This is a genomic window from Burkholderia sp. E168m15 (assembly GCF_016586105.1).
Lineage (GTDB): Bacteria > Pseudomonadota > Gammaproteobacteria > Burkholderiales > Burkholderiaceae > Burkholderia > Burkholderia orbicola.
Genome location: NZ_BCPO01000029.1, coordinates 22,575 through 34,404, shown reverse-complemented (window position 1 = coordinate 34,404; position 11,830 = coordinate 22,575). Strand labels below are relative to the sequence as shown.

General features: G+C 65.9%; 11 protein-coding genes. All 11 read right to left on the bottom strand.

Annotated elements, in window-relative coordinates:
- Nucleotides 1-63: 63 nt before the first annotated feature.
- The gene (rfaE1, locus tag JMF86_RS04875) at nucleotides 64-1,014 is read right to left on the bottom strand and encodes a D-glycero-beta-D-manno-heptose-7-phosphate kinase (RefSeq protein WP_011694215.1); all 951 of its coding nucleotides are present in this window, start codon (nucleotides 1,012-1,014) and stop codon (nucleotides 64-66) included.
- Between the two features lie 7 nt (nucleotides 1,015-1,021).
- Nucleotides 1,022-2,422 (bottom strand): UDP-glucose/GDP-mannose dehydrogenase family protein, encoded by a 1,401-nt coding sequence (locus tag JMF86_RS04870; RefSeq protein ID WP_011544889.1) that lies wholly within the window; start codon nucleotides 2,420-2,422, stop codon nucleotides 1,022-1,024.
- 90 nt (nucleotides 2,423-2,512) lie between these two features.
- On the bottom strand, nucleotides 2,513-3,685 hold the full coding sequence (gene lapB, locus JMF86_RS04865; RefSeq protein WP_011544888.1) for a lipopolysaccharide assembly protein LapB: 1,173 nt from the start codon (nucleotides 3,683-3,685) through the stop codon (nucleotides 2,513-2,515).
- 53 nt (nucleotides 3,686-3,738) lie between these two features.
- Nucleotides 3,739-4,032 (bottom strand): lipopolysaccharide assembly protein LapA domain-containing protein, encoded by a 294-nt coding sequence (locus JMF86_RS04860; protein ID WP_012328123.1) that lies wholly within the window; start codon nucleotides 4,030-4,032, stop codon nucleotides 3,739-3,741.
- 209 nt (nucleotides 4,033-4,241) lie between these two features.
- The gene (locus tag JMF86_RS04855; RefSeq protein ID WP_011544886.1) at nucleotides 4,242-4,565 is read right to left on the bottom strand and encodes an integration host factor subunit beta; all 324 of its coding nucleotides are present in this window, start codon (nucleotides 4,563-4,565) and stop codon (nucleotides 4,242-4,244) included.
- Nucleotides 4,566-4,587: 22 nt separating this feature from the next.
- Nucleotides 4,588-6,300: a 30S ribosomal protein S1 gene (rpsA, locus tag JMF86_RS04850; RefSeq protein ID WP_011544885.1), complete on the bottom strand. Its 1,713-nt coding sequence runs from the start codon at nucleotides 6,298-6,300 to the stop codon at nucleotides 4,588-4,590.
- Nucleotides 6,301-6,442: 142 nt separating this feature from the next.
- Nucleotides 6,443-7,129 (bottom strand): (d)CMP kinase, encoded by a 687-nt coding sequence (gene cmk, locus JMF86_RS04845; protein ID WP_006476573.1) that lies wholly within the window; start codon nucleotides 7,127-7,129, stop codon nucleotides 6,443-6,445.
- Nucleotides 7,130-7,142: 13 nt separating this feature from the next.
- Nucleotides 7,143-8,447, bottom strand: a complete 1,305-nt coding sequence (gene aroA, locus JMF86_RS04840; protein ID WP_054927515.1) for a 3-phosphoshikimate 1-carboxyvinyltransferase — start codon at nucleotides 8,445-8,447, stop codon at nucleotides 7,143-7,145.
- Between the two features lie 13 nt (nucleotides 8,448-8,460).
- Nucleotides 8,461-9,387 (bottom strand): prephenate dehydrogenase/arogenate dehydrogenase family protein, encoded by a 927-nt coding sequence (locus JMF86_RS04835; RefSeq protein WP_054927514.1) that lies wholly within the window; start codon nucleotides 9,385-9,387, stop codon nucleotides 8,461-8,463.
- A 187-nt stretch (nucleotides 9,388-9,574) separates the two neighbouring features.
- On the bottom strand, nucleotides 9,575-10,657 hold the full coding sequence (gene pheA / locus JMF86_RS04830) for a prephenate dehydratase (protein WP_027807564.1): 1,083 nt from the start codon (nucleotides 10,655-10,657) through the stop codon (nucleotides 9,575-9,577).
- 33 nt (nucleotides 10,658-10,690) lie between these two features.
- Nucleotides 10,691-11,773, bottom strand: a complete 1,083-nt coding sequence (gene serC, locus JMF86_RS04825; RefSeq protein ID WP_006496544.1) for a 3-phosphoserine/phosphohydroxythreonine transaminase — start codon at nucleotides 11,771-11,773, stop codon at nucleotides 10,691-10,693.
- Nucleotides 11,774-11,830 lie beyond the last annotated feature (57 nt).

Genomic DNA, 11,830 nt, shown 5'->3' with positions numbered 1-11,830 from the left:
ATCGTCCTGCCTGAAAAAGTGCGAGCCACTCGTGCGGCGCGCTCGTCGCGCCGCCGAATGCGCTCAGTGAAACAGTTCGTCGTAATCCACCGTGGCCGTGCCGAGCTTACCGACCACGATGCCTGCCGCGCGATTCGCGAGCACCACGGCGTCGACGAGCGGCACACCGGCGCCGAGCATCGTCGCGACCGTCGCGATCACGGTGTCGCCCGCGCCCGACACGTCGAACACTTCGCGCGCGAGCGCCGGTGCATGCAGTTCGCCGCCCGCGGAAAAGAGCGTCATGCCCTCTTCCGAACGGGTGAGCAACAGCGCGTCGATGCCGAGCTCCGCACGCAGATTCGCGACGCGCGCGCGCAGGTCGTCTTCCGATTTCCACTGCCCGACCACCTCGCGCAACTCCGCGCGATTCGGCGTGATCAGCGATGCGCCGCGATAGCGTGCCCAGTCGTCGCCCTTCGGGTCGACCAGCACCGCCTTGCCGGCCGCGCGCGCCTTCTCGATCATCGTCGTGACGTGCGTCAGGCCGCCTTTCGCGTAATCCGACATCAGCACGACGTCGTGCTGCGGCAGCAGCGCATCGAAGCGCGCGAGCCCCGCGAGCAGCACCTCGTGCGTCGGCGTCGCCTCGAAGTCCACGCGCAGCAGTTGCTGCTGGCGCGCGAGCACGCGCAGCTTGATCGTGGTCGGGAGTGCCGGGTCGCGCTCGAGATGGGGCGTCACGCCGCTGCTGCCGAGCAGCTCGACGATCCGCTCGCCCGGTTCGTCGCAACCGACGACGCACAGCAGGCCGGCCTGGCCGCCGAGCGTCACGGCATTGCGCGCGACGTTGGCCGCGCCGCCGAGCCGCTCCTCCTGACGCTGCACGTGCACGACCGGCACCGGCGCTTCAGGCGAAATGCGATCGACATTGCCGAACCAGTAACGGTCGAGCATCACGTCGCCGACGACGAGCACACGCGAGCGCGCGAGTTGCTCGCGCGGCACCGGAACGACTTCGCGAAGAGTATTCATCGTACGTTCAGCCACGGGAGGACGACTGGGGATCGACATACGGCCGGCCAATCGCGTAATAGTCGATGCCCAGCTCGGCCATCGCATCCGGCTCGTACAGGTTGCGCCCGTCGAAGATCACCGGCGCCTTCAGCTCGGCCTTCAGGCGCGTGAAATCGGGGCTGCGGAATTCCTTCCATTCGGTGACGATCACGAGGGCGTCCGCGCCCGTGACCGCGGCGTCCTGCGTGTCGACGAGATGCAGCCGCGCCAGCGCCTTCGCATCGTCGCCGAAATCCAGCGCGAACACGCGCCGCGCTTCGTCGATGGCGACCGGATCGTAGGCGCGCACGGTCGCACCGCGTTCGAGCAGCGCGGCGATCAGGCGGCGGCTCGGCGCCTCGCGCATGTCGTCGGTGTTCGGCTTGAACGCGAGGCCCCAGACCGCGAACTCGCGGCCCGTCAGGTCGGCGCCGAAGCGCTGCTCGATCTTGCCGATCAGCACGTCCTTCTGCGCATGGTTGGCGGCCTCGACAGCCTCCAGGATACGCAGCGGCTGGCCGTTCTCGCCGGCGGTGCGGATCAGCGCCTGCACGTCCTTCGGGAAGCACGAGCCGCCGTAGCCGACGCCGGCATACAGGAAGTGATAGCCGATGCGCGGATCGGAGCCGATCCCGCGGCGCACGGCCTCGATGTCGGCGCCGACCTTGTCGGCGAGATTCGACATCTCGTTCATGAACGAGATGCGCGTCGCGAGCATCGCGTTCGCCGCATACTTCGCGAATTCCGCCGAACGCACGTCCATGTAGATCGTGCGTTCGTGGTTGCGGTTGAACGGCGCGTAGAGCTTCTTCATCTTCTCGCGCGCGATCGTGCCGGTTTCGTCGTCGTCGACACCGATGATGATCCGGTCCGGGCGCATGAAGTCCTCGACCGCCGCGCCTTCCTTCAGGAATTCCGGGTTCGACACGACCGAGAAGCGATGCGCGACGCTGCCCGCGAGCCCGCGTGCGGCAAGCGCCTCGTCGACCACGCCGTGCACGCGCCGCGCGGTGCCGACCGGCACCGTCGACTTGTCGACGATCACCTTGAAGCCCGTCATGTGGCGGCCGATGTTGCGCGCGGCCTCGAGCACGTATTGCAGGTCGGCCGAGCCGTCCTCGTCAGGCGGCGTGCCGACGGCGATGAACTGGATCTCGCCATGCGCGACGCTCGCCTCGATGTCGGTCGAGAAACGCAGGCGCCCCGCCGTGCGGTTGCGCGCGATGATGTCCAGCAGCCCCGGTTCGTGAATCGGCATCCCGCCGTTGTTCAGGATGTCGATCTTGCGCGGATCGACATCGAGACAGAAGACGTCGTGACCGATCTCCGCGAGGCAGGCGCCCGTGACGAGGCCGACATAGCCGGTGCCGATGATGGTGATTTTCATAGATGTTCCGGTACTTCCCGGTAATTGACTAACTTGGCCGCCGGGACGAGCCCGGCGGCAACCGCAGCGCGTTGGCTCCGCGTGCCGGGATCAGCCCGGCATCGCAGGTTCGACGCGGCGCGGCGCATAGGTTTCCCAGCCGCTGCATCCGGGGCACTGCCAGTAGAAGAGCCGTGCCCGGAAACCGCAATTCTGGCACGTATACCGCGGCAGATTTTTCGTGCGCTGCTTGATCAGCGCACGCATCATTTCAAGTTCCTTACGACGCGGCTCCTCGGCCGCCGCGATCTGCGCATCGAGCAGGTGCAGCATCCCCGACAGGTTCGGCGACTTTTCCATCTGCGTGCGCGCGAGTGTGTGCGCCGCATCCTGGCCGCGCAACCCGGCGATATGCTGATAGGCGATGTCGAGCAGGTCGTTCGACGGATAACGATCGACGTACCCCATCAGCAGTTCGGCGCCTTCAGCGTTCTTGCCGAGCGCGACGTACGCCTTCATCAGCTTGTCGGCGACGAGCGGCAGATATGCCGGGTTCTGCGCTTCGACGCGCTTCCAGTGCTCGATCGCGGCCGCGTGGTCGCCCGCTGCTTCCGCCGCGTCGCCGGACAGCACCGTCGCACGGACGTTCTGCGGATTCACGGTCAGCGCGAGGCGCAACTGTTCGGCCGCCGCAGCAGCATTCTTGCGCTGCAGCGCGTCCTGCGCGAGTTCGCAGTGAAACTGCGCAATTTCGACGCCGAGCGGCTTGTCGCTCATCGATTCGATGCGCTTCGCCGTGTCGATCGACTTGTTCCAGTCCTTCTCGATCTCGTAGATCGTCAGCAGCGCCCGCTGCGCACCCAGTGCGTAGTCGCCGTCCGCGAGCTTGTGGAACGCCTCTTCGGCGCGATCCAGCAGGCCGGCTTTCAGGAAATCCTGCCCCAGTTCGTACAGCGCGTGGTCGCGCTCGTTGACCGGCAGGTCGGTGCGGCTCAGCAGGTTCTGGTGCACGCGGATCGCGCGGTCGGTCTCGCCACGACGGCGAAACAGGTTGCCGAGCGCGAAGTGCAGCTCGACCGTTTCGGGATCGAGCTTGGCCACCTCGATGAACGCATCGATCGCCTTGTCGGGTTGTTCGTTCAACAGAAAATTGAGGCCGCGAAAATACGAGCGCGGCAGGTTGGCACTCTCCGACAGGAGATTCTTCAGGTCATAGCGTGACGCCGCCCAACCGAGCGCAAACGCGACCGGAATCGCGAGCAACCACCAGAAATCCAGATCCATGCGAAATATCGAAGCAGAGACGAAAACCGCGCGATGATCGCGCGGCGTCCGTGTTAAATGACGGGCGGCATCGGCGGCTGGTCGATGACGGCGGGCGTTTCGCGCGCCGCACGCAGATCGCGCTTCAAACGCCCGTTCTCGAGACGCAGCCGGAAGATCGAAGGCAGCGCGGACAGCAGGCCGGCCAGCAGCCCCACGGCGAAGAATGCCAGGCCGATCAGGATCAGCGGCGCTTGCCATGCGTAGCCGGCAACGAAATTCAGCGTCGCGGTTTGTGTATTGGCCAGCGCAAGCACCAGCAGCAGGACGAACACCAATACCCGGATCAGCCAGACGATAAACTTCATGAAGCCCTCTCTTTGTTGAGGTTTGCCGCGGCGCGCGACTCCCCTTCGTCGCACCGAATCGACCCGTATTGTAAAGGAAGCGTTTCCGCGGCTGCGCACATCCTGTGCGCGGCGTTGCGCATCGCTGGACGGAAATGAAAAAAGCGCCCGCAAGGGGCGCTTTTCTTTTCAGCCTTCGCCGGACAGGTTCCGGGCACACCGAACGACGCTCAACGGTCGTCGTCCGGATCGTCAGCCTTCAGCGGTTCACCGGCGCGGCCGTCGACGCGTTCACGCAATTCCTTGCCAGGTTTGAAGTGCGGCACGAATTTCTCGGGCACCTGCACTTTCTCCCCCGACTTCGGGTTGCGTCCGACGCGCGCCGGGCGACGATTGAGGCCAAAGCTGCCGAAACCCCGAATTTCAATGCGATGCCCTTTCGCCAGGGCGTCGGACATCGCATCGAGCATCGTTTTCACCGCGAAATCCGCATCCTTGAGGACAAGTTGCGGAAATCGCGATGCCAGCTGCGCGACCAACTCGGATTTGGTCATACTTCAGCAGACCTCGTAAGGCTTACTGGTTCTGGCCGTCGAGCTTCGCCTTCAGCAGCGCGCCGAGGTTGGTCGTACCGGTCGCAGCAGCGCTGGAGTCCGACTGCAGGCCGCGGATCGCTTCCTGTTGTTCGGCCGAATCCTTCGCCTTGATCGACAGGTTGATGCCGCGCGACTTGCGATCGATGTTGATCACCATCGCGTTGACCTTGTCGCCTTCCTTCAGCACGTTGCGTGCATCTTCGACGCGATCCTGCGAGATTTCCGACGCGCGCAGGTAGCCTTCGATGTCGCCCGTCAGCGTGACGACCGCACCCTTCGCATCGACCGTCTTCACGACGCCGTCGACGATCGAGCCCTTGTCGTTCATTGCAACGTAGTTGCTGAACGGGTCGCCTTCGAGCTGCTTGATGCCGAGCGAAATGCGCTCCTTCTCGACGTCGATACCGAGCACGATTGCTTCGACTTCGTCGCCCTTCTTGTACTTGCGAACGGCTTCTTCGCCGGCTTCGCTCCACGACAGGTCCGACAGGTGGACCAGGCCGTCGATGCCGCCCGGCAGACCGATGAACACGCCGAAGTCGGTGATCGACTTGATTGCGCCCGTGATCTTGTCGCCCTTCTTGAAGTTGCGGCTGAAGTCATCCCACGGATTCGGCTTGCACTGCTTCATGCCGAGGCTGATACGACGACGGTCTTCGTCGATCTCGAGGACCATGACTTCGACTTCGTCGCCCAGCTGGACAACCTTCGACGGCGCAACGTTCTTGTTGGTCCAGTCCATTTCCGACACGTGGACGAGGCCTTCGATGCCCGATTCCACTTCGACGAATGCGCCGTAGTCGGTGATGTTCGTGACCTTGCCGAACAGGCGCGTGCCCGACGGGTAACGGCGCGAGATGCCTTCCCACGGATCGTCGCCCAGTTGCTTGATGCCCAGCGAGACGCGGTTCTTCTCTTGGTCGAACTTGAGGATCTTCGCGGTGACTTCCTGGCCAACCGACAGGACTTCGCTCGGGTGACGCACACGACGCCATGCGATGTCGGTGATGTGCAGCAGGCCGTCGATGCCGCCGAGGTCGACGAACGCGCCGTAGTCGGTGATGTTCTTGACCACGCCGTTGACGATCGCGCCTTCCTTCAGCGTCTCGAGCAGCTTCGCGCGCTCTTCGCCTTGGGTTGCTTCGATCACTGCACGACGCGACAGCACGACGTTGTTACGCTTGCGATCGAGCTTGATCACGCGGAACTCGAGCGTCTTGCCTTCGTACGGGGTCGTGTCCTTGACCGGACGCGTGTCGACCAGCGAACCCGGCAGGAACGCGCGGATGCCGTTGACCATCACGGTCATGCCGCCCTTCACCTTGCCGGTGATCGTGCCGGTGACGAGCTCGTTGTTGTCGAGCGCCTTTTCCAGCGACAGCCACGATGCAAGGCGCTTCGCCTTGTCGCGCGACAGGATCGTGTCGCCGTAGCCGTTTTCGAGTGCGTCGATCGCGACGGACACGAAATCGCCCGACTGCACCTCAACCTCGCCCTGATCGTTCAGGAATTCCTCGATCGGAATGTAAGCCTCGGACTTCAGGCCTGCATTGACGACCACGAAGTTGTGGTCGACGCGCACGACTTCGGCGGAAATCACTTCGCCGGCGCGCATGTCTTGGCGGGTCAGCGACTCTTCGAACAGAGCCGCAAAGGATTCGGTATTCGGGGTGGAGGTTTGCAGGTCGGACATAAAAATCTGATTGTGCATGGCTCGCTGTGCCACGCCGGCCGGAATGGCAGGCTGAAAGGGCCAGATCGAGGACCACACGGGGTTAAGGGTTCGAAACACGCTCCGCGCTTGCGACGCGGAGCACCTACCGCTGCTCGCCTTCTCAGGCGGGCTGGCCGAGCGCCCGGTACCACTGCAGCACCTGGTCGACGGCTTCATCGACCGAAAGTGCCGACGTATCGAGCAGCTTGGCGTCTGCCGCAGGCTTCAGCGGCGCGGCCGCGCGATTGCTGTCGCGCGCGTCACGTTCACGAAGATCCCGGAGCAAGTCATCTATATTAGCAGAAAAACCTTTTTGCATCAATTGCTTATGCCGCCTGGTCGCGCGTGCCTCGGCGCTGGCCGTCAGGAACACCTTCAGGACGGCGTCCGGGAAGATCACCGTGCCCATGTCGCGGCCGTCCGCCACGAGGCCCGGCGTCTTGCGGAACGCCCGCTGGCGCGCGACGAGCGCGGTGCGCACGGGGCCGTGCACGGCAATCGCCGACGCGCGGTTGCCGACCGCTTCGGCACGAATGTCGTTCGACACGTCGACGCCGTCGAGCTGCGCGCAACCTTCACGGAACGTGATGTGCAGATCGTCGATCAGCTTCACCAGCGCGTCGATGTCTTCCGCGGCGATGCCGTAGCGCACGCTCGCGAGCGCCGCGAGCCGGTACAGCGCGCCGCTGTCGAGCAGGTGAAAACCGAGGTGCGCGGCGACGAGCGCCGCGACGGTGCCCTTGCCGGAAGCAGTCGGGCCGTCGATCGTGATGACGGGAGTCGGGTGAAAGGGTCGGGTCGATTTCATCGGAACAGTCGGGTCAGGCCTTGGCGAGCGCGGCGAAGCGGTCGAAATAGTCGGGGAACGTCTTGCCGACGCACTTCGGATCGTTGATCCGCACGGGCACGCCGCCCAGGCTCACGAGCGAGAAGCACATCGCCATCCGGTGATCGTCGTACGTATCGATCGCCGCGTTCGGCGTGAGCTTTTCCGGCGGCGTGACGACGAGATAGTCGGGGCCTTCCTCGACGATCGCGCCGACCTTGCGCAACTCGGTCGCCATCGCGGCGATGCGGTCGGTCTCCTTCACACGCCAGCTCGCGATGTTGCGCAGCGTGCTCGTGCCGTTCGCGAACAGCGCCGCGACCGCGATGGTCATCGCCGCGTCGGGAATCAGGTTGAAGTCCATGTCGATCGGCTCGAGCTTGCCGTGATCGTGGCCGATGCCGCGCACGTCGATCCAGTCGTCGCCCATCGTCACGTTCGCGCCCATCTGCATCAGCGCATTCGCGAAACCGACGTCACCCTGGATACTCGCCCGCCCCACGCCTTCGACCCGCAGCGGGCCGCCGCCGAGCGCGCCGGCCGCGAGGAAATACGACGCGGACGACGCGTCGCCCTCGACCATGATTCGCCCCGGCGAGCGGTAGCGGACGCCGGCCGGCACCACGAAGCGCTGCCAGCCATCGCGCTCGACGGTCACGCCGAAGCGCTCCATCAGCCGGATCGTGATGTCGATGTACGGTTTCGAGATCAGCTCGCCGTCGACTTCGACGACGGTCCGGCCATCCTTCGACTTCACGAGCGGCAGCGTCATCAGGAGCGCGGTGAGGAACTGGCTCGACACGTCACCGCGCACGCGGATCGGCGCATCGACCGAAATCGTCGCGGGCTTGATCCGCAGCGGCGGGTAACCTTCGTTCAGCTCGTAGTCGATCTGCGCGCCGATCTGGCGCAGGCCGTCGACGAGATCGCCGATCGGCCGCTCGTGCATGCGCGGCACGCCGTGCACGCGGTAGTCGCCGCCGTTCACCGCGAGTGCGGCGGTCAGCGGCCGCACGGCCGTGCCCGCGTTGCCGAGGAACAGATCGGCCGTCTTCGCGGTGAACGCGCCGCGCGTGCCGGTGACGACACAGGTGTCGCCATCGCGCGCGAGCTTCACGCCGAGCTTGCCGAGTGCGTCGAGCATCACGCGCGTGTCGTCGGAGTCGAGCAGGTTGGTGATCGTCGTTTCGCCTTCGGCGAGCGCCGCGAGCAGCAACACGCGGTTCGAAATGCTCTTCGAGCCGGGCAGGCGCACGGTGCCCGATGCGCTGGAGTACGGGCCGAGATCGAGGTAGTCCATGGGAATCGTCCTGTTATTTCTTGACCGGTTCGGCAGCGGGTGTGCCGCCGCGTTCCTGCCATGCCTTGCGTGCGGCGCGCGAGCGCGTGAATACGGCTTCGAGCGCCGCGCCGTCGCCGGCATCGATCGCCGCGCGCAGCCGCGTGAGCACGCGCGTGTAGCCGTCGAGTTCGTCGAGCAGCGCCGCGCGGTTCGCGACGCACACATCGCGCCACATTTCCGGGTTCGACGCCGCGATGCGCGTGAAATCGCGGAAACCGCCGGCCGCGTACGAGAATTTCAGCTCCGCGTCGGCCTCGCCGAGAATCTGCTCGACGAGCGCGAACGACAGCACGTGCGGCAGATGGCTGATCGACGCGAATACGCGATCGTGCTGTTCGGTGCTCATCATGCGCACGTCGGCGCCGGTCGCGCGCCACATCGCGTCGATCCTGGCCACCGCGTCGGGCGCGTTCTCCGGCAGCGGGCACAGCACGACGTTGCGGCCGACGTAGAGGTCCGGCAACGCCGCCTCGACGCCGCTCGACTCGCGCCCCGCGATCGGATGACCCGGCACGAACTGCGCGATCCGCGCGCCGAGCGCGTCGCGCGCGGCCGCGACGACATCGGACTTAGTGCTGCCCGCATCGGTGACGATCGTCGCGCCGTCGAGCCACGGGGCGATGCGCGCGAGCAACGGGCCCGTCTGCGCGACGGGCGCGGCCAGCAAGACGAGATCGGCGCCGGCGAGCGCGTCGCGCAACTGCGCGTCGTCGTCGAGCGCCGCCGCGCGATCGATCACGCCGAGCGACAGCGCGCGCTCGACCGACGCGCGCGAACGGCCCACGCCGACGATCTCGCCCGCGCCGCCCGGCGCGCGCTCGCGCAGCGCGCAGGCCAGCGATCCGCCGATCAGGCCGACGCCGAAGATGACCAGTTTGTTGAATGCAAAGCCTGACACGACAAGAGCCAAGTTACGCGTGCAGGACGACGCCCCGCATGCGGAATTCCAGATTCCGGGCAACGGGCGCGCACCCGGCGCAACCTGCACCGGATACCGCCCGAACCCGCCTTCGGCAGCGCCGACCGGCCTGCCCTGCCCGCCCGGCCACGACGCCTGCCCCAAGCAGGCGACGGGCCGCCGCGTATCAGCGTGCGCGCGGATACGAACCGAGTACCTTCAGGAACGCGGCCTTCTGGCCGAGTTCCGCCAGCGCGGCCGCCACCGCCGCATCGTCGCGGTGCCCTTCGATGTCGATGTAGAAGTAGTACTCCCACGTGCCGACGCGCGCCGGACGCGACTCGAAGCGCGTCATCGACACGCCGTGCCGCGCGAGCGGCTCGAGCAGCTTGAACACGGCGCCCGGCTCGTTCTTCACCGACACGATCAGCGACGTCTGGTCGTGACCGCTCTGGCCGGCCGGCTGCTTGCCGATGATCACGAAGCGCGTGCGGTTGTGCGGATCGTCCTGGATCAGCGAGAACGCGATCTGCAGGCCGTAATGCGCGGCTGCGCGGTCGCCCGCGATCGCGGCGACGGTCGGATCGGCTGCTGCGAGGCGCGCGGCCTCCGCGTTGCTCGCCACGGCCTGCCGCTCGAGCTGCGGCGCATTCGCCGCGAGCCACTGCTGGCATTGTGCAAGCGCCTGCGCATGCGCGCAGACACGCTTCACGCCGTCGAGCGTGCCGCTCTGCGTGAGCAGGTTGTGATGAATCGGCAGCGCGAGCTCGCCGCTAATCAGCAGTTGGGTCTGCAGCAGCAGGTCGAGCGTGCGCGATACGGCGCCTTCGGTCGAATTCTCGACCGGCGCGATGCCGAATGCCGACGCACCGGCCTCGACCGAGCGGAACACCTCGTCGATCGACGGGCAGGGCAGCCCTTCGATCGACTGGCCGAAATACTCGAACATCGCCTGTTCGCTATACGTGCCGACCGGCCCGAGGAACGCGACGTGGATCGTCTGCTCGAGCGCGCGGCTCGCGGCCATGATCTCGCGCCAGATGGCGCTGATGTGCTCGCTCGCGAGCGGCCCGGCGCTCATGTCCTGCAGCCGCGCGATCACCTGCAGCTCGCGCTCCGGCCGGAACACCGGCGCGTTGAAATGCTTCTTGACCTCGCCCACCTCGAGCGCCACCGCGGCGCGTTGGTTCAGGAGCGCGATCAGCTGCGCGTCGATCGCGTCGATGCGGTCGCGCAGCGGTTTCAGGCGGGAATTCAGTTCGTCGTCCATGCGTTTTGCCGTGCTGTTTGAACAGCGCCGCCGTCAGGCGCCGCGCTGCTCGAAGTCCTTCATGTACTCGACGAGCGCCTTCACGCCCTCGAGCGGCACCGCGTTGTAGATCGACGCCCGCATGCCGCCGACGGACTTGTGGCCCTTCAGCTGCAGCAGCCCGCGCGCCTTTGCGCCGGCAAGGAAGTCTTCGTTGCGCGTTTCGTCGGCCAGGAAAAACGGCACGTTCATCCGCGAACGTGCTGCCGGCTCGACCTTGTTCAGATAGAAGCTGCTCGCGTCGATCGTGTCGTAGAGCAGCTTCGATTTTTCGATGTTGCGGGCCTCGATCGCTTCGAGGCCACCCTGCCGCTTCAGCCACTGGAACACGAGGCCCGCGATGTAGATCGCGTAGGTGGGCGGCGTGTTGTACAGCGAGTTGTTCGCGGCGATGGTCTTCCATTCGAATGCGGACGGGCAGATCGACAGCGCGCGATCGAGCAGATCCTCGCGCACGATCACGACCGTCACGCCAGCCATCCCGATGTTCTTCTGCGCGCCGCCGAACAGCACGCCGTACTTCGCGACGTCCATCGGGCGCGACAGGATGTGCGACGAGACGTCGGCAACCAGCGGCACGTCGCCGAGATCCGGGATCTCGAACGTCTCGACGCCGTCGATCGTCTCGTTGGTGCACAGGTGCACGTAGGCCGGATCGTCCGACAGCTGCCATTCGGCGCGCGCGGGCGCACGCGTGAAGCCGGCCTCCGTCTTGCCGCTCGCGGCCAGATGCGGCGTGCAGAACTTCTTCGCCTCGCCGAACGATTTCTGCGACCACGAACCCGTCACGACGAAGTCGGCCGTCTTGCGCGCGCCGAGCAGGTTCATCGGCACGATCGCGTTTTCCGCGATGCCGCCGCCCTGCAGGAACAGGATCCGGTGGCTCGCCGGCACGCCGAGCAGGTCGCGCAGGTCGGTCAGCGCGGCCTCGTGGATCGACATGAATTCCTTGCCGCGATGGCTCATCTCCATCACGCTCATGCCGCTGCCGTGCCAGTCGAGCATTTCGTCGGCGGCCTGCCGCAGCACTTCCTCGGGCATCGCCGCAGGGCCGGCGGAGAAATTAAAGACGCGCATCGTGAAAACCTCGGGAGGGACGCGACCGGCTTGCCGCCGGCAAAACGCGCCAGAAAA